Source organism: Paenibacillus sp. FSL R10-2796 (genome assembly GCF_037965315.1).
GTDB classification, from domain to species: domain Bacteria; phylum Bacillota; class Bacilli; order Paenibacillales; family Paenibacillaceae; genus Paenibacillus_AQ; species Paenibacillus_AQ odorifer.
This window is the reverse complement of sequence record NZ_CP150178.1, coordinates 6,218,818-6,239,977: the sequence shown is the minus strand read 5'-3', so window position 1 is coordinate 6,239,977 and position 21,160 is coordinate 6,218,818. Positions and strand designations below refer to the sequence as shown.

Here is a 21,160-nt window from a genome sequence, read left to right as displayed (position 1 = left end):
ATTGTTTCAGGACATTACACTGGAAGAACTTAGAGTGTTAAAAAACAAGAAGCAGATCACCATTATTGATGTTAGATCTCCTTCTGAATATAAAGATGCAACGCTGCCGGATAGTTTGAATATTCCCTTTTTTGATGATCAGGAACGGGCTGAAGTAGGGACGTTGTATAAACAGACAAGTGTGCAGGCCGCGAAAGAACGTGGTTTGGAGATTGCTGCGGCAAAACTGCCTTCTTTTGTCAAAGAATTTGCAGCGATTCAAGGAGACAAAGCAGTATTCTGCTGGAGGGGGGGTATGCGCAGCCGTACAACTGCGACCGTACTCTCTTTAATGGATATTCATGCTTACCGGCTGATAGGCGGCTATAAGGCTTATCGTAAATGGGTGCTCGACGAATTGGAGTCCTATGAATGTAAGGCGAAGTCTTATGTGATTCACGGAAATACAGGCACAGGTAAAACCAATCTGTTACACCGCCTGAAGGCGCAAGGCTACCCCGTTCTGGATTTGGAAGGGATGGCAGGTCATCGCGGTTCTATTTTTGGTGAGATTGGCCTTCGTGCGAACAATCAAAAAACGTTCGATAGTCTTCTTTTAGAGGAGTTAATTAAGATCGGGGATTCTCCTTATGTACTATTTGAAGCGGAGAGCAAAAAGATTGGTAAGGTAGTGATGCCCCCGTTTATGGCCGAGCAAAAAGAGATCGGAACACAGATCTGGATTGAGATGCCTTTGCAAGCCAGAGTGCAGCAAATCCTTGAGGATTACCGGCCAGAAGAGTACAAGGAGCAGTGTATTTCTGCATTTCGGAGTATTAAATCCCGAATTCATATCCCTGTTGCAGCAGAAATCGAACGATGCTTGCAGGCGGATTTGTTCGGCGAAGCTGTGGCGCTGCTGTTAGAGTATTACTACGACCCTAGATACGATTATACGTCCACTCAGTATGAAGGCATTGAGAGAGTTACTTTTAAAGTGAATAATCTGGATGAAGCTGAGACTGCTGTGCGTTCTTTTTTAAAACATCAAGAAGTATAAGTTTCGCGTTATGGTTAAAGGGGGCTTTACTTAATATGATCTATTTAGATTACAACGCTACAACACCAGTAGATAAGGAAGTAGCAGAGGTTATGATCCCTTATCTTTACGGTCATTTTGGGAATCCTTCAAGCAGTCATTCTTTGGGGCGGGAAGCTAAACTCGGAATAGAGCAGGCAAGAACACAGGTGGCTGATTTCCTGAATTGTGCGCCGGGTGAGGTGCTTTTTACCAGTGGGGGTAGTGAGTCTAATAATACTGTCATTAAAGGAGTAGCCCAAACGTATCGCCATAAAGGTAATCACATTATCCTGTCTGCTATTGAGCATCCAGCGGTAATTAAACCTTGTCAGTACCTGGAGCAGATGGGATACAACCTGACTTATGTACCTGTTGACTCGTATGGAATGGTGCAGGTTGACGATGTGAAAAAGCAGCTCACGGACCAAACCATTCTGGTCTCCATCATGCACTCTAATAACGAAACGGGTACGATCCAGCCGATTAAGGAAATAGCTGAGGTCTGCCACCAACGGGGCATTCTTATTCATACAGATGCTTCACAATCTGCGGGAAAAGTAGACCTCGATGTAGCGGATTTGGGAGTGGATTTTCTAACGCTTGCAGGCCATAAATTATATGCGCCCAAAGGCATTGGAGCATTGTACATTCGGGACGGCATTCACATTGAGCCTTTGATACACGGTGCGGGCCATGAACAGGGGCGAAGAGCGGGGACAGAAAATACACCCTACATTATTGGCTTAGGAAAAGCCTGTGAGCTTGCTGCTGACTCTGATTCTAGAAAAAGAGTTAAGCAAGTTACGGAGTATTTCTATGGAAGACTGCAGGAGTCTTTTGGCGAAAAAATTCATTTGAATGGTCATAAACACAAGCGCTTGCCTAACACCCTTAACGTTAGTTTTCTTGGAGCAGTGGGTCATGAAATTATCGATTCCCTGGAAGCTGTGGCGGCTTCAACTGGCTCGGCGTGCCATTCCGGTGAAACGTTGATTTCGCCTGTTTTAAAGGCTATGCATGTGTCGGAGAACATTGGACGGGGGGCGGTTCGTTTTAGTGTGGGACGATATACGACTACAGCGGAAATCGATGAGGTCATCGATAAGTTGAAGGTGTATTTGTTATAAGCTGAAATCGTATTAGTTGTGAGGTTCGTTTTTGCAAACAGTGGCAAAGTGTGAATCCCAGGGAATGGACTATGAATCTCAGTGAACGGACTATGATTCTCAGTGAACGGACTATGACTCCCAGTGAATGGACTATGGCTCCCAGTAAACGGAGTACGAATCTCACTAAACGGGCTATGGCTCCCAGTAAACGGACTATGATTCTCAGTGAATGGACTATGGTTCCCAGTGAACGGACTCGCTATCGGACTCAGGCGCTCTTATTTGCAATATTTTCCTATTTTTGAGTTGCTATAGGACTCCATAGGCGTTATTAGTACAAAATAGACACTACTGAGCACCATTTCTGCCCAATAGCGCCTCTCAGGTCCGATAATCTCTCTAAACAGTGATAAATTAACGAATAGCGGCATCTGAGTCCGAAAGTTCAAGAGTTGAATCCGCATATTACAAAAAAAGCATCTGCCACCTCCTTCAAAAGGAATCGCAGATGCTTTTTCTAACTTTTTTTAGTGATTATACAATCGTAAAGCCAGCACTTGCATAACCAGTGACTGTATTTACAAGGGTAAGACCTGTAGCGGTGGCTGAGAATACCATAAGCAAACGTGTCTGTGGTGTTACAGTAAAATTGATACCATTCGTAATTCCGCTGACAAAAGTTCCAAGATTAATAGTACCGGTGATAGGTGGAAGTGGGACTGTTGCGCCTGGAATAGGAGTAAATGTGTTATTTGGTGTGGCAGATTGGTACAATTGCGCTGTTACATTTATCGTAGTACCAAGCAGCGATAAAGCTATGGTATTACTGAAGTAAGCGGCAATGGAAGTTATTACTCCTGCTCGAGGAGTTGAGAATGCAAAATTGATAAGCGGTCCAAGGAGAGTACCTGTCAAATCAATATTACCGCCAACAAGCGAAATACCTGTGGCTGAACTTCCAAAGCCTACAAGGCTTGTTGTTCCAACCAAACCACCTAAAACCGTGGTCATAATAATAGGTCCTCCGGATGCCAGCGGAATAATTGCACCGTTACCGGTTGCACCAGTGACTCCGGTAATGCCAGTAGCTCCGACCGCGCCGGGATCACCGGTGGCACCCGTAGCTCCGGCAACGCCGACCGCCCCCGGATCACCCGTCGCCCCTGTGGCACCCGTAGCTCCGGCAACGCCGACCGCCCCCGGATCACCCGTCGCCCCTGTGGCACCCGTAGCTCCGGCAACGCCGACCGCCCCCGGATCACCCGTCGCCCCTGTGGCACCCGTAGCTCCGGCAACGCCGACCGCCCCCGGATCACCCGTCGCCCCTGTGGCACCCGTAGCTCCGGCAACGCCGACCGCCCCCGGATCACCCGTCACGCCCGTTGCCCCCGTAGCTCCGGCAACGCCGACCGCGCCAGGATCGCCCGTCACGCCCGTTGCACCAGCAGGGCCCGCCAAGCCGGCAGCACCCGTCGAACCAGTCGCTCCAGTTGCTCCTACGCCTGGACCCGCTGGTCCTTGCGCACCTGTTGGTCCTTGAATCCCTTGCACACCCTGTGGTCCTTGAGGTCCCATCGCACCACCAGCGATTAACAAGTAATCTGGTGAACTGCCAGGTATTCCAGTAGGTCCAGAAACAGTAGCAATATAGGTGCTGCCATTGAAGGTTACTACTTGACCTGCTGGATAAGTAGGACTTTGTGCAGGATTAAAGATTACAATTCCTTGCAGCCCTACCCCTTGCGGACCCTGAGGTCCTTGAAGTCCAGGCGTTCCTTGAGGGCCTTGAGGGCCTTGTGGTCCTTGCGGTCCTTGGGGGCCTGTGGAGCCACCAGCAATTAATAAATAGTCTGGTGAACTTCCAGGTGTTCCCGTTGGTCCAGCAACAATAGCAATATAGGTACTGCCATTAAAGGTTACTACTTGACCTGCTGGATAAGTAGGGCTTAGTGCAGGATTAAAAGCAACAATTCCTTGCAGCCCTGCCCCTGTGGTTCCCTTTGCGCCCGGAACCCCTTGCGCTCCTTGCGGACCCTGGGGTCCCCGTGGCCCTTGAGGTCCAGTCACACCTTTAATAGGTAATCCAATTGCTTGTGTAATAGAAGCTTGAATATGTCTGATCTGAATAATCAACTGATCTTTACAATTAGAGTCAATCTTCGTGGCGAGAATAAAAGATAATAACTCAGCTAACAACAGTTGAAGATTAGTGCCCACGCTTACGACAGAGAAGGGACTGACTTCGGTCGATACAATGGTTATCTCTACTACAGAAAGTAGCTCAGTTCTAAAAGGGCTGCATAACTTAGAGGTATGCAAGAATTCCAATAGTTCTCTTAACACTCTTTGGAGATTGGCAATATGAAGTGTTGTGGGATTCGTAAGTACGGGGGGCACCACTGCAGAGAGATCAGTGACTATTTTTAATAGTGCGTTACACTCCCTCTTTCTAATAGGACTGCTGATCCTTCCATGCTTGTTTAGGATAGCATCGCCTTTAAATGGTCTGTAATCAGGCATATTTCTATATCTCCTCCTTGAACTTCTCCTGTTCATTCCTTTAAAAAATGGGAATCTGCCCAATCAGCATATTCTGAGAAGCGGAAGTGGTTACAAAAATTGCCCTAAAAGCCGTTATTCCTGAAAGTCGTTATTAATGAAGTAATACAAAAAAGGCAGGCCACCGCTAATTACGGTAGTCTGCCTTTTTAATAGATACGTTAAGTAGTCTCTCCCTTAATAAGAGTTACGTCTACAGTAGTGTTGTTGATTAGCTCTCCGTCAGCACTTTCGATCATTTGCAGGAGAGTATTGGTCAGCATGACCCCGATCCGATCACTAGGTTGCATAATGGTAGTCAATTTAGGACTCTGAAGCATGCGGGTAAAGCTGTGGTAATCATAACCGATGATTTTCAGTTGCTCGGGCACTCGAATGCCTTGCTGTTCAGCATAAATGTATAAAGCATAAGCCACAATATCATTACTGCAAAATACTCCATCATATTCTCGAAGTTGGGCCGGAGAGATATTTTCGGTGACAAAGGACCAAAAATAATCAAAGGTAAGCTTGTTGTGCGCGCCTTCGATAATATCGTAAGTTATACCATGTTTCATACTTGTGATGACAAAAGCATCTCGACGGCGATTCGCTAGAATATCCAGATCTAGCGGGCCGGAAATATGTAGCAGCCGTTTACAGCCCAGCTGTATCAAATGTTCGGTAGCTAGCTCACCACCGCGGTAATTATCCGATCCCACACAAGGGATATTGGAAGAAATAAAACGGTCAAAAGAGACAATAGGGAAAGGGACCTTTTTATAGCTTTCAATATTCATAGTGTGGCTGCACATGATAATGCCATCTACTTGATTCTGGCGAAGCATGCTAATATAGTTGGCTTCCTTCTCAGGATCGTCAAGAGAATTACATATTAGCAATTTATAGTTTTTTTCATTAGCACTCATTTCAACATACTTGATGAGATCGGAAAAGAAAGGGTGGTTTGAATCTGGAACAATAATCCCAATAAAAAAGGATTGATTCTTCTGTAAGGCTCTGGCGATTTGATTAGGATGATAATCTAAGGCGTCCATCGCTTTTTCAACTTTTTTACGCGTCTCTTTGCTGATATATCCCCGGTTGTTCATTACTCTGGACACGGTAGCTACAGCAACGCCCGCCTCCTTGGCAACATCTTTAATACTTGCCATACCCTCATCCCCGTTTCATAAAATGCTCTAATCTATATTCTACAACTTTCTTGGATTGTTGACACTAATCGAGACTAACAATTGTAAAAGCATAGATAGTTTTTGATAGTTATAATAGGTATGTTATACGTTACCACAAATATATGGATATAATATTAAAAATAAATCATTATACCCATATTTTATTGATTTAATTATATGAAAACGTTTGACATATTATTTGCGCATCTATAAAATTGGTTTTGAATAAACCTTCATCTAGGGAGGAACAAGATCGTTAGGAGAACGCTTTCATAAGTTGCATTAGTTTGATGATTTCTCAGACCTTATGAAGCAAGAGTGTATAAATTGAAATAGAAGGAGAACGCCAATATGCAGATTAAAAATGAAGCTATGCTTATCACTTATGCAGATAGCATGGGAAACAATTTAAAAGAACTAAACGAAGTACTGGATACACACTTGCAAGGAGTCGTGGGTGGGGTTCATTTATTGCCGTTTTACCCCTCTTCGGGCGACCGGGGATTTGCTCCGATGGATTATACGAAGGTTGATTCGGCTTTTGGCGACTGGGCGGAAATCGAAGAGATGAGCGAGAAGTTCTACATGATGTATGATTTCATGATCAATCACATTTCACAGCAGTCTCCATACTTTCAAGATTTCCTTGAGAAGAAGGATGCATCGCAGTACAAGGATTTATTTATTCGTTACAAGGATTTCTGGCCTAACGGTGAACCAACTGAGGTTGATGTGGATTTAATTTATAAACGTAAACCGCGGGCGCCATACGTAGAGGTTACCTTTAAAGATGGGACGAAGGAAAAGGTTTGGTGTACGTTTGATGAGCAGCAGATCGATCTGGACGTGACTACGGAAACTACGAAGAAATTTGTAAAAGACAATCTGACCTTCCTTGCTGATAAAGGAGCATCGATTATCCGGCTGGACGCTTTTGCCTATGCCAACAAAAAGATGGGTACCAACTGCTTTTTCGTAGAACCGGATATTTGGGAAATGTTGAATTTGTCTAAAGAAGTAGTGGAGCCTTATGGCGTAATTGTTCTTCCGGAAATCCATGAGCATTACAGCATTCAATTGAAGATTGCAGACAAGGATTATTATGTCTATGATTTCGCCCTGCCAATGTTGGTATTACATGCTCTATACAGTGGAAAAGTAAATCGGCTTGCGCATTGGCTGGAAATCTGTCCGAGAAAACAATTCACTACCCTGGATACACATGACGGCATTGGCGTGGTGGATGTTAAGGATCTGATGACCGACGAAGAAGCTGAAATGACCAGAGAAAGCCTATATAGCCAAGGAGCAAATGTTAAGAAAAAATATAGCTCCGCCGCTTATAATAATCTGGATATTTATCAAATTAACTGCACTTATTATTCTGCACTTGGCAATGATGATCAGGCGTATCTTTTGGCCAGAACTATTCAGTGCTTCGCCCCTGGTATTCCACAGATTTATTATGTAGGTCTATTCGCTGGCGAGAATGATATTGAACTGCTCGAAAGCACAAAAGAAGGACGCAATATTAACCGCCATTATTATTCTAAAGATGAAATTGCTGCTGAGGTACAACGTCCTGTTGTTCAAAAGCTGTTCGCATTGTTGAAATTCAGAAATAGCTGTCCAGCTTTTAATGGTGAGATCAAGATTGTACAAGGTAGTGAGAATGAGCTGAACATCACTTGGAAAAATGAGAACAGTGTGGCGAAGCTTGAAGCTAATCTGTTGACCAAAGAATACACCATTCTTGCAGGTGAGAATGAAGCAAATGTTACGAAGTTATTTTAATATTTCATATGTTATCGAAGGGTGTTCCAAAGGCTGGGTTAATGGCTGCTGGAGCACCCTTCGTTTTGGAGTATAGGTGATTCATGTTATGAACTGTTTTTGGTCCGTCTGAATTCTATTGGTGTAAGGCTGAAGTTGCGTTTGAACATCCGGTGGAGATAAGAACTGCTGGTGAAGCCAGTTACTTCAGCAATATCCGATACCGATAAATCACTCTCTACAAGCAGGCGGCATACTTCCTTCATCCGTACCTCCATGATGACATCCACAATAGTGGTTAGGGTCTGCTGCTTATAAAGTCTGCTGACATAGATTGGAGACATATTAAGTTCATCGGCAATTTGGTTCAGACTCAAGCAAGGGTCCATGTAAGATTGCTGAATGGTTTGGTTGATTTGCCGGATTAGATCGCTTTGCTTGGAGCTGCGCTTATCCGCTTGGAATTCCTGAATATGATCAAAAAGCTGGTAAAAAGCTGCCTCAAATTCTTCTATTGTTTCATAATGTTCAAGCGAAGGTATCACCATTATCCCTTCGGTGGGGGTAGGACTAAGCTTCTTGATGTTATCGACAATTCGTTTAATCGTTAGCGTCACCCTTGAAACAGTAAGTTCCAGCACATGATAGGGATATTGCTCCATTTCACGTACCATTTCGGAGAAGTGACTGCGGGCTTCGTCTGTTCTGCCACTTGTGAGCGCATCGACCAGCTTTTTTTCGCTGTCAGCCGGGTAGGAGTAAAGATTGTTCTGAAGCTCGCTAATGCGCTCAGCATTGATCAAGCTGCCATGACCATAAAACAGTCTATGTTTGGAAGCTTCTCTGGCCTGACTGTACAGCCGGTTTAGTACATCTGGATTATCACTGATGGGGCTGTACACTAACGACAGTCCGATTTTTAGATAATCACAACAGGCCACGCGGATCTGCCGCAGCAGCACTTCAATTAGCTCGGTATCCAGATGTTCAGTGGAGGTCATGCTGCTAAGCAACATTACCACGCTATCGTCATTCATATCTACAGTTTCCACCTGATAAGTCTGTCCACAGATCTCTGAGGCAATATTCATGATGGCAAACTTGTACGGAAGGAGATAAGAGCCTCGTTCCTTTCGCAGAGCTTCGTACTCATCAATGCGTAGTAATACTAGCCGGTAGCCCTCGTTTAAATTAAAAGAAATACCCAGCTGTTGAACATCATTTTGCCGGCTGTTATGAGGAGATTTAATGCCAAGCACCAGATTGCGTAATGAGTTCTGCCTGATCGTAAACATACTGTTGCGTTTATCTGCCTCAAGGGTGTTCATTCGGCTTACGATCGAATCAATCGGCAGATAAAGCCGTTTGGACAGTACCCTAGAAATAACAAGACCGAACAATAAAATAATTAAAGAAATCAGAAGCGTAGTATTGCGGATATGATTGGTCTGTTCAGTAATTACCTCATAAGGAGTAATGCGCACATATTGCCAGCCAAGCGAATCGGGCGAAGTATAGGACACCAGTGATTTATTCCCTCTAAAAGGGGCAGTAAAATAGCCGGCAGAACGTGCTTTTACTTGATGCTCCAGCCAACTGTTTTCATCCCCGGAGAGCTTCTCCAATGTCAGCTTATTCCCCGACAGAAAACGGCCTTGGTCATCCAAAATGTAGGTACTGCCACTACCGGGTGTATTGCCGTTAGCCAGTTCTTTATTGATCCAAGCCGCGGATATGTTAACAATAACCGCAGAGTTAATAGAGCGGTCCCAATTGATCGCATCATAGCAAAGGTAAGTATAGACTGAGATGGTTTTTTTCTCAGGTTCATCTATGGAATAGGTTCGCGGAATCGGCGTAAATGTTTTGTAATCCTGATAATGATTCAGCATCTGAATAATTTCAGTGTCCACCAGTTCGCGGGTGGTGAATACGCCATTCTGGCCCTGTGCTGCCGAAATATAAACCGTGTCATTATTCGGATTATATACATAGATGGATTCAATATAAGGCATGGAATTTAAGTAGTTTCCGAGATCGGACATCGCCGCGGTTACCTCATAAATAGAGGGCTTGTTGTAGAACAACAGATGAGAAATCGTGCTGGTTCGATACAGTTGAAATGAAAGCGTTTGCGCGACTTCAGCCATGTTGACCACTTTTTTGCCAGTCTGGGTCAGATCCCTTAGATCGGAGCGAAAGGTTTGCGTCTTCTCGACGCCGATATAGTACGTATAGTAAACAAAAGTAGAGATAAGAAGGGTTAACGATATGCACAGGGTTATGGTGGTGAGCAGCTTGCCATACAGTAGTCTTTTTCTCCGTAGATCATTATTCTTCATACCGTCCCCCCTGATCATCATATGACTTACTCGGACAAGACTCTGGATGAATTCATATTATGAAGTTCCTTTATTATAAGTCCCCAAGAGTGAACAGAACAGTGGAGCAACCTTAGAATCCTGCATTTTTCCAATCTGAAGGGAGTGAACAAATTAAATATTCGTGTACAAAACAGTCTTTTCTACAAGGATTATAAGGAGTTAGCGAAGCTTGAGAAGCTCAGTGGGTCTCCGAAGACTTTTACATAAACATCCTGATTGTTCAGTTCCTGTTTCGCCAGTTTGTGCAGTAAGGCTTGTAAGCTTCACTTCTGTGTTCAGAAGAATCCCCCTATAGTGGAATTATGCAGTTTCTATATTAAGGGGAGTGAGAGATCTTGAGCCAAACCTCATCCAAAGGAATTTCAAACGTCGAACTTGGCATCCAGGCTGATGGTAGAGCACGCTTACGAACGACAAGAAAGAAGAAAGGATTGTTGTATGAGCTGGTGCACAATCGGGTAATGTTTCTGATGCTGCTGCCCACCTTGATCTTTTTTCTGGTGAATTCCTATTTTCCAATGGTAGGCATCTATTATGCGTTCACTCAATTCGACTTCAACAGCAGCATGTTCAACTCCAAGTTTGTGGGATTACAGAATTTCGAGTTCCTCTGGAGATCCGGTACGCTGGTGAAGCTCACGATGAACACGATAGGATACAATATTGCTTTTATTGTACTAGGGAATGTGCTGGCAATTGTCTGTGCGATCCTGCTGAGTGAGCTCAATGGAAAATGGTTTAAAAAGATTAGCCAATCGGTAATGTTTCTGCCTTACTTTGTATCCTTTGTAATTCTCAGCGTAATTGTCTACAACTTGTTTAATTATGACAGCGGTTTCTTAAATACAATGCTTACCCAATTTGGCCTTGATCCGGTCGACGTTTACAGTAAACCTTGGGCATGGATCTTTCTGATCATTATCTTTTATCTATGGAAAAATCTTGGCTACAGCATGGTGATTTATCTGGCGGCGATTACGGGGATTAGTGACGAATATTATGAAGCGGCCAAAATTGATGGCGCTAATATTTTCCAACGGATTTGGTATATAACGGTGCCGATGCTGAAATCAACCTTTGTGGTGCTGCTGCTCTTTGCGCTCGGGAGTATTATGAAGGGCCAATTCGATCTTTTCTATCAATTAATAGGCAATAACGGGCTGCTCTACAATACGACGGATATCCTTGATACCTATGTATACCGTTCGCTTAAAGTAACCTTTGATGTGGGCATGGCAACGGCTGCCGGGGTCTATCAATCCTTGTTCGGCTTCGTCCTCATTATGACGGTCAACTACATTATCCGCAAAATAAACGATGACTACGCCCTGTTCTAGGAGGATAAGAAATGAAAATTCAAAAGGATAAATATACGCGAATGCTTCATTGGATTGCCTATGTGGTCATTATTGGCTTATCGATCGCTTGCCTGCTGCCCTTTTTGCTAATTATCTCTGCATCTTTGACCAGCAATGAGTCCATTATTCGCGATGGCTATCATCTGATTCCGGCACAGTTCTCACTGGAGGGCTACAAGACGGTATTCATCTTCCCGGATGAGGTGCTGCGGGCATATGCGGTCACAGTCAGCACAACTGCTATTGGAACGGTAATGGGACTTTTTTTCATGACTATGGCGGGTTATGTACTGGCGCGTAAAGATTTTAAATATCGAAATAGCTTTTCCTTCTATATATACTTTACGACTTTGTTTGGGGGAGGACTTGTCCCGTGGTACATCATGATTACGAAATACCTCGGTCTGCTGGATTCCTATGCGGTACTGGTGCTTCCAGGTCTGATGACGCCATTTTTGATCATTTTAATGAAAAACTTCATCAAATCAGCAGTTCCTGAGGAATTGTTCGATTCTGGCAAAATAGACGGGGCCGGTGATTTCCGGATTTACTGGCAGATTGTACTCAAGCTTTCCATGCCGGGCATCGCTACAGTCGGTTTGTTTCTGGCTTTGTATTACTGGAATGACTGGTTCACCTCTTCACTGTTCATCAATGATACGCATAAATATCAGCTGCAATTCTATCTGTACAATGTTATTAATTCAGCACAGTTTATCGCACAGATGGGGGCGGGAACCGGGGTGTCACTGGCTACGGAGGTCCCTGCTGAGTCTACCAAAATGGCGATGGCAATTGTCGTGACGGGACCTATTCTTTTTCTGTACCCGTTTGTTCAGCGTTATTTTGTCAAAGGCCTAACCATCGGCGCTGTAAAAGGTTAGAACCGCAACCTGCCCACTACCGGGTTAAGGTACAGTCGGCTAACATAGAAGCATAGTGAAAAGGGAGGATTCAGATGAATAAACAACGGGGCAAACGCATGTCTATTCTGCTTACGTCAGTACTGGGCTTGACGCTGCTGGCAGGCTGCGGGGGGAATTCTAATTCTGCAAACGGAGACAATGCGGCGGTAAAAGAGAGCAATAGCGGAGGAAACACAGCACAAAGTACGAACGCAGGGACGGAGGAGAAGACCGGACTGGACACTTCCAAAAAGGTCGAGCTGCAATTCTATATGCTAGGCGATGCGCCGAAGGACCTCTCAAGCATTGAAGCGGAAATTAACAAAATGGCCGAAGAGGATCTGAATGCAACCGTTAAATTCAACTATACAACCTGGACAGATTGGGATCAGAAATATAAGCTGCTGCTGTCGTCGGGTCAATCAATCGATCTGATCTTCACTGCGGACTGGACACAATATCAGGCTTATGCGAAAAAGGGAGCTTTTTTAGCTATTGATGATCTGCTGCCCAAAGCTGCCCCAGAACTCCAGCAATTCGTACCACAGGAAATGTGGGATGCTGTGAAGATTGATGGCAAGATTTACACCGTTCCAGCGACTTATAAGGAGTATGTAACGAACGGCTTCGTATGGCGTGAGGATCTGCGCAAAAAATACAATCTGCCTCAGCCGACAGATCTGGCTAGCTATGAAGCATACATGGAAGGAATCAAGAAAAATGAACCGCAGATGTCACCTGCTTCTTTTAACAGTGATGTAAGAGGTAACATTCATGATGTATATTCAACACTTACCGCACAGGTCGGCAGTCCGCTGCCTTATGGTATTGGTATTAAGTACGATGATCCTTCAAAAGCTTATCTGTATTGGGGCTCGGAGGAACATAAAGAAGAGCTGCTGACGATGAGACGCTGGCAGGAAAACGGATTGATTTCCAAAAACGTCCTGAACTTGAAGGATACCATCCAGGCTCCGATTATCGCGGGCAAGGCAGCAAGCATCTTCGGAGATAATCCGACTCGCTTCAACGATACGTTGATGAAGGTGAAAGCAGCACATCCGGATTGGGATCTAGGTTACTATCCTTATGGCAATACCATTGGTTATGCAACACCAGTTCATCCTATTCATAATGGTTTCGCCATTCCGAAGAGCAGCAAGAACCCTGAACGTGCACTGGCCTTCTATGAAAAAATGGTCATGGATAAACGTTATAATCAGCTGACACAATACGGTGTGGAAGGAAAGAACTATAAAATTGATGCGAACGGCTACTATGAACTTATTGGAGATGCTTCAACGAACGGTTTTACACGCGAGGGAATGAATGGCTGGGCCTGGCGGAATCCGGAGTTCATGCTATTTGATAAATCCTATGATGGCGTGAAGGAAATTTTCGCTGAGCTCGACAAAATTCAGAAGCCGGATATTTTCACCGGTTTTGCTGAGGATTATACCTCTTATCAGGCGGAAAAAGCAGCACTAGAGCAGGTGGAAAAGCAATACCTGTATCCATTGCAAGCTGGATTAGTAGAGGATGTTGATGCGGGTTTAGCCACCTTTATGGAAAAGGCTAAGCAAGCCGGCCTTGAAAAAATCCAGACCGAATATATCAAGCAATGGGATGCTTATGTGCAGGAGAAGGGTTTGAAATAATAAAAGTAGCAAGGGATGTTCCTTAAGCCTAATGGCAGGGAGCATCCCTTTTTTTGTGTTCTTTAACGTACTCAGATTTACGAGAAACGTTGACGGAATTCCCGTGGAGTGGTTCCTTCTATTCGAATAAAGCTGGAGCTGAAGTAAGGCGCCTGATTGAAGCCAACTTCCTCGGCTATACGGGCAATTGTGTAGCTGGTCTGCATCAGCAAAAGTTTACTTTGCTGAATCCGATAATGCAGCAGATATTCCATCGGCGCACAGCCGTATTCCTTCTTCATGCAACGAGCGATATATACAGGGTGAAAGCTTAGACTTTCCCCGAGCTGCTGCGCAGTGATATGCTCACGAAAATGGCTGCGTAAATAGGAGGCCGCTTGCTCTGCACATATTTTGGAGGGCGAGGGGCGCTCATGGCTGAGGGAGGCGGATAACTGCTGTATAACCTCCTGAAACAACAGCTGCTGCTGAAATGGAGTATCGCTTAAATGGGAATTAGGCACAAGCTGATTCAGCTGCGAGAGCAGCTCTTCCATCTTGGACGGCTGCAGCAGAGTTGTATATTGAGGCAAGCGTAAGCTAAACGGCCGGATATCAAATTCGTCAGATTGCAGGGAGTTCTCTATTTTGACGTTGTCTTTCTCAAGCGTAGCAGTCGTATCCTCGGTCATATTCCAGTCGCCCACCGTTTGAAAATGCAGCCAATAATAAGAGGTGGATTCCTTGCAGCTATCCGTACTGAAATGATGGCTGTCTGGACGAAGTAAGAGCGCCTGACCTGCTTTTACTTGAAAAGGGAGACCGCCTTCACTCATATATAAACAGCCTTGTTTAACTACAAGCAAATCGAACACCCGGGTATTATGGCGGCTCATATGATAATGGCCGGGGGAGAAAGTATGGAATCCGCTTACAATGTAGTACAGCAACGGAGGAACGGTGAAGTTCAAAATGTTCATGTCAGAGGCTCCTTTTTGTGAGGTTGGAATAATGTAATAATTGGTTTGAAATCTGTACCATCATCCAAAGTATATCATCTATAATTTAGTCTGACCTAATGAATAAAGATGTTATTTTTTAGGCTAAGTCTGTAGGCATGGTTTACGAGGAGGGTTTGTATAGTGAAAAAAGAAAGACAGGGTTTTGGGCTCTGGGTATTGGCTTGGCCTATATTTATAGAGGTATTTCTACAGACTCTGCTGGGTACGGTAGATACATTAATGGTCAGCCGTATCTCTGATGATGCAGTCGCCGTAGTCGGCATTTCCAATCAATTGTTCGGTGCATTGACCACACTTTTTACAACATTTGCGGGTGGAGCGGGGATTCTGATCGCACAGAGAATGGGCTCCAAACGTTTTGGTGAAGCGCGCACGATTGCTATTATGGGGGTAACGGTTAGCCTCGTGTTGGGGATTGTCGTGAGTATTGTATTGTTTTTCTATGCGGGCCCTATTGGTGGGGTTCTAAATATAGCACCTGAGCTATTGTCACTTTCCAATGTCTATATCTCCTACGTCGGCGGTGGACTTTTTATGGTAGGGATGATCGCTTCCCTCGGTACCGCTATCCGGAACACAGGGAATACCAAAGGGCCGATGTACACAGGGATTATAATCAATGTCATCCATATAATTCTGAACTATATTTTTATATTTGGTGTATTCGGTCTGCCACAGCTAGGCCTTGCGGGCATCGCGATCTCCAGTATTGTCAGTAGACTGGTCGGAGTGATTATTCTCTACTCCTTATTCCGGCGTTCTTTCGAGATCAAGGTTAGACTTAGAGATTTCCGGATATTCAATGGCAAGCTGTTTAAGCAAATTCTGAAGATTGCCTGGCCGCTCGGGATCAATTCTTCCTGTTGGGTATTCTCCCAGCTTATTGTGTATTCCTTTCTGGCTGCACTTGGAGCCGAAGCGTTAGCAGCACGCACGTATCTTAACACCTTGGAGTCCTTTTGCTTCACGCTTGGTTATGCTTTTGCGCTGGCGGGGCAGATACAGATTGCTCATTTATTTGGAGCAGGCAAACTAAAAGAAGCTTATCGCAGTGCGTATCGTACACTCTTTATTGGTTTGAGCATTGTGTCAGCTAACATGTTGTTATTATTCTTGTTCGGAAAACAGCTGCTCGGTTATTTCACATCTGATCCGAAAATTATTGCGATCGGGGTTTCTTTGTTAGCTCTAAATCTATTGCTTCAGCCCTCCAAAATGCTGAATATGGCCCTCGGCAACGCGCTGAATGCCATCGGGGATACGCGTTATACGATGTATACTTCCATCGTGTCTATGTCCCTCATTGGCGTGGGCTGCTCCTATTGGTTAGGAATCAGCGTCGGCTGGGGACTCATAGGTATCTATTGTTGTATGATAGCCGACGAATTGGTGAGAGGTTTGCTTGTTTTGGCGCGCTGGAGGGGGCGAAAGGTTCTCCGCCAAGCGGATATCGGCTTGAGTGAAGAGAATGCTTCACTACATGGAGCGGGGAAAAGAAGCGCCTCGTTAACCACATAAGCGGGACTCTATAAGCCTAGCTTGATGGGCAATGGAGTGGCTTTAGAGTCAGATGTTGTTTGTGGAGTAGTGTTTTTGTTTCGGCAGTAGGGTGGTAGTAGTGCTGCAGTAGTGCGATAGTAGGGCGGTTGCGGGAGGCGGTAGTAAGGCGGTTGCGGGAGGCGGTAGTAAGGCGGTTGCGGGAGGCGGTAGTAAGGCGGTTGCGGGAGGGATGACGTTGTGCTTTCGGACTCAGATGCAGTTATTTGCTAATTTAGAGCCTTTTCCGGTTAGTTTCGGACTGGAGGGGCGCTATTCCTCGTGAAATGGCTCATGTAGGGGTGATTTTTCGGCAATAGTGACACTGGAGTCCGATAGCTTATGAAAAGAGACGTTTGTGCGGAAATAACGGCTCTGGAGTCCGAAAGCGACTTTGAAAGCCCAAGTAACACCGTGCACCCAAGCGACAACGAGCACTTCAAGTAACATAGAGCAACTCTGTGGCTTGAAAATTGATTAACAGGGCGTTGTGCTTTCGGACTCAGATGCAGCTATTTGCTAATTTAGAGCCTTTTCCCGTGCGTTTTGCACCAATAGTGACTCTGGAGTCCGATAGCCCATGAAAGAGGCGTTTGTGCGAAAATTGAAATAACGATAGTTTCGGACTGGAGAGGCGCTATTCCTCGTAAAATGGCTCGTTTTGCACCAAAGTGACTCTGGAAAGCGACTTTGAAAGTCGAAAGCGACTTTGAAAGTCCAAGTAACACCGTGCACCCAAGCGACAACGAGCACTTCAAGTAACATTAAGCATCCTGAGTAACGGCGAGCACTCTAGGTAATAATTGAGCATTCCAAGTAACGATGAGCACTCCAAGTAACAATGATCATCCCGATTAACATAGAGCAACTCTGTGGCTTGAAAATTGATTAGTTTAGGGGCAGTAGGGCGTTGTGCTTTCGGACTCAGATGCAGCTATTTGCTAATTTAGAGCCTTTTCCGGATAGTTTCGGACTGGAGAGGCGCTATTCCTCGTAAAATGGCTCCTAATGGGGTCGTTTTGCACCAATAGTGACTCTGGAGTCCGATAGCCCATGAAAAGAGGCGTTTGTGCGGAAATAACGGCTCTGAAGTCCGAAAGCGACTTTGAAAGTCCAAGTAACACCGTGCACCCAAGCGACAACGAGCACTCCAAGTAACATCAAATTTGCTGATGCTTTTTTGAAAGAGGTTACCTCATGAGTAATTACTTCTGTGAGGGCCTCTTTTTTATGCGCGTATAAAGTTTAAGTTTGACGGTCCTCAAATATGATTATTCATTCATATAGAGTTTGATTCTATGATATAAATGAGGTAGCCTTTATAGAATGGGTAGCCGTTATATAAATACATGTCAGTGAAGGGTTTGAGGGAAATGTTGTTGTCAAAATGGAGAGGGTTTTCGTTACTAGGGCTGCTCTTAATGCTTGTACTATTATCAGGCTGTTCTAAAGGAACAGCGCATGTCACAGTGAATAAGAATGGAAGCGTAGATTTTGCAGTGAATATGAAAGTGAATTCGCGGGCAGAAGCGTTGATTAGCGGAAAAATGGAAGATGCTCTGGTAAACAAACTTAAAGATCAGGGGATTGAGCTAGAGAAAAGCCAAGATGGAAAATCTACAGTCTATGAATTCATGAAATCTTATGCCTCTTTTGAGGAAATGAAAGCACTCTCTGGTGACTTGGATATTGTGGACCTGAAATTAGATACCAAAGATTATTGGTTTTATACCAAATATGATGTTGAGGCGAAGCCCAAATTAAATAGTTACATAGACACCATAATGGATAATATGGGATCGCTCAGCTTATCGAAGCCGATTATTCGGGCGTTTTTACAAAACATGGCTTTCGACTTTAAATTAACGTTACCTGTGGATTTATATGGAGACAATAATGCAAATGTGGAGGACGGCAGAACCCTTACTTGGAATGTTACACTAGCGGATACAGAGCCAATTCAAATGCAGGTTTATGTGCCTAATGTATGGAATATCGTGATTGTGCTTATCATTTTAGTGGTGGTTATTGTAACTGCGATTATATTGTTCGTCAGAAAAAGAAAGCAGCGTAATAGAAAACGTTTCTAAGTGGGTTCGTAAGGTTTAGGAAGTGCCGGGAAGCTAAGATGCTTTACCGGCCTTCTTTACTTTTTAGCAGGCACAGAGTTATAATTAGTACCAAGTACTAATATCAGATACTAATTGAAGAGGTGATTGGAATGACAGGTGCAAAAATTACCGCTATCGGAACCTATGTCCCAGCTAAAAGACTGACTAATGCCGATCTGGAACAGATCGTAGATACAAATAATGAATGGATTGTGCAACGGACCGGAATCCGTGAGCGTCGAATTAGTCGGCAGGATGAGTATACAAGTGATTTATGTGCAGCAGCTGTGCAGGATCTTATGACTCGTTATGGAAAAAGCGTTCAGGATGTCGATATGGTCCTGGTAGCTACGAGCACACCTGACTTTTCCTTTCCCTCAGTAGCTTCTTTGATTCAAAATCGCTTTAACATTCCACAGACTGCGGGTGCTATGGATTTGAGCGCAGCATGCGCGGGTTTTGTCTATGCACTGCATACTGCTCACAGTTATGTGGCCTCAGGAATGCATCGTAAGGTACTGGTTATTGGTGCGGATACGATCTCCAAGATTACGGATTATACTGACCGCAGTACATGTATTCTTTTTGGGGATGGAGCGGGAGCTGTGCTTGTGGAAAGTGATGAGCAGTCTACGGGATTTTTGGGCTTCCAGCTGGCAAGTGATGGCGGTGGGGCACATCATGTGTACCGTACGGGGCTTGCCCATACTGTAAACAATATTGAGCTGGTAGATACACAAATGCTGGTACAGAACGGACGTGAAGTGTTTCGCTGGGCGGTCAGAACGGTTCCTTTAGGTGTGCAACAACTGCTTGAAAAAGCGGAGGTAACTCTGGAGGAAGTAGACTGGTTTATTCCACACAGCGCTAATATGCGCATGATTGAGCCAATTTGTGAGCGATTAAATTATCCGCTGGAGCAGGTGCTGCACAGTCTTGTGAATTTCGGCAATACTTCTGCTGCCACGATTCCTTTAGCACTCGATTTGGGCATCCGCGAGGGTAAAGTACAAAATGGACAAAAGATCCTGATGTATGGTTTTGGTGCCGGATTGACCCAGGCTGGACAATTGATTGAGTTGAATTTGGATCATCAGGTAGGGATACCTACTCCATATTAAGAGGTGGAATTTGGCGAGTTAATGTCCAATGAATGTTTATAACGAAACGTTTCGGTTAATCAATAAAAAGACAGCGCCGTTTGCGGAAACCCGCTTACATTAGCCGTTGTCTTTTTTTGTTGAGTAACTAAGTATTTAATTGACTGCCACAGGATTCACGTACAATAAGCACAGGCTCCACTACAAACGATCCACCGCCAGACTGATTGTTAATCAAGTCATAGAGCATATGAGCAGCGAGGATCCCAAGCCGTTCTTTGTTCTGGCGGATGGTCGACAGTTTTGGACTGGTATATTTACAGGCTTCAATGTCGTCACAACCGATAATGGCAATATCTTCAGGAACGCTGAGGCCGTGTTCTCTCAAAGCCCGGATGGCTCCCAGAGCCAGCAAATCAGAAGCCGCAAAAATGGCTTTTGGTAAATTTCCGGCTTGAATTAATTGCTGCATAGCCGTATAACCGCTGGGCTCAAAGAAATCGTCGCCATGAACAAACCACTGACGGTTCAAAGTGAGGCCGAAGCTTTCAATAGCTTTGACATATCCAGATTCCCGCAGGTTAGAAATATCTGAATCCGCTGCACTTCCGATAAATCCAAGCTCTCTATAGCCAAGTAGATAAAAATGCTCCACGACCTTGGAAGAAACCTGAAAGTTATCTGACATCACAAAGCCAGATTTTTTGCCCTTTAGCTCAAGGTCGACCCCGATACAAGGAATACTGCTCATATCCAGATCGCGGATGGTAGGCTCCATCTTTTGCCCGGAAATAATGACACATCCATCCACATTAAAATGAACAGATCGAGCGAAATAATCGCCGCTGCTGATGAATTTCTCGTTGGAAAAGAAAATGAGATCGTAGCCCAGAACGCCCATCTGCTTTTTAAAGGAATTTAGCACTTCTACGAAAAAGGGATGGGTAAATTCGACATTAAGCTCGCCAGCAAAAATAACCCCGATCAGATTCGACTTCTTAGTTGCGAGTGTCTTGGCGGAGTTGGAAGGTGAATATCCGGTTTGTTCGATGATCTCCAAAACTCTTTGCTTGGTTTTTTCGGAAACATCGCTGTAATTGTTCATAATTTTCGAAACAGTCGAGACAGAAACGCCGGCCATTTCGGCAATCATTTTGATATTCATAGTTAATAAAGCCACCCTCCGCTAAATAGTTGAAATTTGAGAAAAAGACTGTTCTAGAGCGGTTATTTGCGAGTTATTATGAATAGGGTGAATGAAAATTCAATTATTTTCAGTCTATTATTATTGCCGAAACAAGTCAAATATATATTTCACTATGCAGATTTATTCCAAAATAATCTATGTAAAAAAATTCAAAATTATATCTTTACAAAAATAGAAAACTAAGCAACAATAGCATTGTCGAAACCGATTTCGATTTTTCGCTT

The 21,160-nt window shown here is 44.4% G+C and carries 14 protein-coding genes; 9 read left to right on the top strand and 5 right to left on the bottom strand.

All coding sequences use genetic code 11. The features are described from left to right. Window position 1: 1 nt before the first annotated feature. The gene (gene mnmH, locus NST58_RS27810) at window positions 2-1,039 is read left to right on the top strand and encodes a tRNA 2-selenouridine(34) synthase MnmH (RefSeq protein WP_339244909.1); all 1,038 of its coding nucleotides are present in this window, start codon (window positions 2-4) and stop codon (window positions 1,037-1,039) included. Window positions 1,040-1,074: 35 nt separating this feature from the next. After that, on the top strand, window positions 1,075-2,187 hold the full coding sequence (locus tag NST58_RS27805; RefSeq protein ID WP_076221014.1) for a cysteine desulfurase family protein: 1,113 nt from the start codon (window positions 1,075-1,077) through the stop codon (window positions 2,185-2,187). Window positions 2,188-2,703: 516 nt separating this feature from the next. Here the strand turns inward: NST58_RS27805 and NST58_RS27800 are convergent. Further along, on the bottom strand, window positions 2,704-4,689 hold the full coding sequence (locus tag NST58_RS27800) for an exosporium glycoprotein BclB-related protein (protein WP_339244905.1): 1,986 nt from the start codon (window positions 4,687-4,689) through the stop codon (window positions 2,704-2,706). 200 nt (window positions 4,690-4,889) lie between these two features. After that, window positions 4,890-5,882: a LacI family DNA-binding transcriptional regulator gene (locus NST58_RS27795; protein ID WP_076310248.1), complete on the bottom strand. Its 993-nt coding sequence runs from the start codon at window positions 5,880-5,882 to the stop codon at window positions 4,890-4,892. Between the two features lie 372 nt (window positions 5,883-6,254). Here NST58_RS27795 and gtfA point away from each other — a divergent pair, with 372 nt between their 5' ends. Next, the gene (gene gtfA, locus NST58_RS27790) at window positions 6,255-7,697 is read left to right on the top strand and encodes a sucrose phosphorylase (protein WP_339244902.1); all 1,443 of its coding nucleotides are present in this window, start codon (window positions 6,255-6,257) and stop codon (window positions 7,695-7,697) included. A gap of 86 nt (window positions 7,698-7,783) precedes the next feature. Here gtfA and NST58_RS27785 read toward each other — a convergent pair whose 3' ends face one another. Beyond that, the gene (locus tag NST58_RS27785; RefSeq protein WP_076184784.1) at window positions 7,784-10,018 is read right to left on the bottom strand and encodes a helix-turn-helix domain-containing protein; all 2,235 of its coding nucleotides are present in this window, start codon (window positions 10,016-10,018) and stop codon (window positions 7,784-7,786) included. Between the two features lie 503 nt (window positions 10,019-10,521). Here NST58_RS27785 and NST58_RS27780 point away from each other — a divergent pair. From NST58_RS27780 to NST58_RS27770, 3 genes are all read left to right on the top strand, one after another. Beyond that, on the top strand, window positions 10,522-11,397 hold the full coding sequence (locus tag NST58_RS27780; RefSeq protein WP_094903677.1) for an ABC transporter permease subunit: 876 nt from the start codon (window positions 10,522-10,524) through the stop codon (window positions 11,395-11,397). Between the two features lie 11 nt (window positions 11,398-11,408). After that, on the top strand, window positions 11,409-12,302 hold the full coding sequence (locus NST58_RS27775; protein WP_036685379.1) for a carbohydrate ABC transporter permease: 894 nt from the start codon (window positions 11,409-11,411) through the stop codon (window positions 12,300-12,302). A gap of 68 nt (window positions 12,303-12,370) precedes the next feature. Next, window positions 12,371-13,981: an extracellular solute-binding protein gene (locus tag NST58_RS27770; protein ID WP_139329889.1), complete on the top strand. Its 1,611-nt coding sequence runs from the start codon at window positions 12,371-12,373 to the stop codon at window positions 13,979-13,981. A gap of 77 nt (window positions 13,982-14,058) precedes the next feature. Here NST58_RS27770 and NST58_RS27765 read toward each other — a convergent pair whose 3' ends face one another. Beyond that, window positions 14,059-14,940 carry an AraC family transcriptional regulator gene (locus tag NST58_RS27765; RefSeq protein WP_076128032.1) on the bottom strand — a complete coding sequence of 294 codons (882 nt, stop codon included), beginning with the start codon at window positions 14,938-14,940 and terminating at the stop codon, window positions 14,059-14,061. A gap of 159 nt (window positions 14,941-15,099) precedes the next feature. Between NST58_RS27765 and NST58_RS27760 the strand changes: the two genes are divergently transcribed. From NST58_RS27760 to NST58_RS27750, 3 genes are all read left to right on the top strand, one after another. After that, window positions 15,100-16,500: an MATE family efflux transporter gene (locus NST58_RS27760; RefSeq protein WP_076128031.1), complete on the top strand. Its 1,401-nt coding sequence runs from the start codon at window positions 15,100-15,102 to the stop codon at window positions 16,498-16,500. A gap of 1,397 nt (window positions 16,501-17,897) precedes the next feature. Beyond that, window positions 17,898-18,608 (top strand): hypothetical protein, encoded by a 711-nt coding sequence (locus tag NST58_RS27755; RefSeq protein ID WP_175619000.1) that lies wholly within the window; start codon window positions 17,898-17,900, stop codon window positions 18,606-18,608. Window positions 18,609-18,739: 131 nt separating this feature from the next. Beyond that, complete coding sequence (locus tag NST58_RS27750; protein WP_076128027.1) at window positions 18,740-19,750, top strand: ketoacyl-ACP synthase III; 1,011 nt, start codon at window positions 18,740-18,742, stop codon at window positions 19,748-19,750. A gap of 127 nt (window positions 19,751-19,877) precedes the next feature. On the opposite strand, the gene NST58_RS27745 is transcribed toward NST58_RS27750, so the two are convergent. Continuing rightward, a complete protein-coding gene (locus NST58_RS27745) occupies window positions 19,878-20,894 on the bottom strand; it encodes a LacI family DNA-binding transcriptional regulator (RefSeq protein ID WP_339244898.1) in 1,017 nt (338 codons plus the stop codon). Window positions 20,895-21,160: the final 266 nt, after the last annotated feature.

Bases quoted from the DNA above. Each gene is read 5' to 3' on its own strand.
- NST58_RS27765 (WP_076128032.1), bottom strand. From the start codon at position 14,940: ATGAACATTTTGAACTTCACCGTTCCTCCGTTGCTGTACTACATTGTA.
- NST58_RS27805 (WP_076221014.1), top strand. From the start codon at position 1,075: ATGATCTATTTAGATTACAACGCTACAACACCAGTAGATAAGGAAGTA.
- gtfA (WP_339244902.1), top strand. From the start codon at position 6,255: ATGCAGATTAAAAATGAAGCTATGCTTATCACTTATGCAGATAGCATG.
- NST58_RS27775 (WP_036685379.1), top strand. From the start codon at position 11,409: ATGAAAATTCAAAAGGATAAATATACGCGAATGCTTCATTGGATTGCC.
- NST58_RS27780 (WP_094903677.1), top strand. From the start codon at position 10,522: ATGTTTCTGATGCTGCTGCCCACCTTGATCTTTTTTCTGGTGAATTCC.
- NST58_RS27800 (WP_339244905.1), bottom strand. From the start codon at position 4,689: ATGCCTGATTACAGACCATTTAAAGGCGATGCTATCCTAAACAAGCAT.
- NST58_RS27795 (WP_076310248.1), bottom strand. From the start codon at position 5,882: ATGGCAAGTATTAAAGATGTTGCCAAGGAGGCGGGCGTTGCTGTAGCT.
- NST58_RS27745 (WP_339244898.1), bottom strand. From the start codon at position 20,894: ATGAATATCAAAATGATTGCCGAAATGGCCGGCGTTTCTGTCTCGACT.
- NST58_RS27750 (WP_076128027.1), top strand. From the start codon at position 18,740: ATGACAGGTGCAAAAATTACCGCTATCGGAACCTATGTCCCAGCTAAA.
- NST58_RS27785 (WP_076184784.1), bottom strand. From the start codon at position 10,018: ATGAAGAATAATGATCTACGGAGAAAAAGACTACTGTATGGCAAGCTG.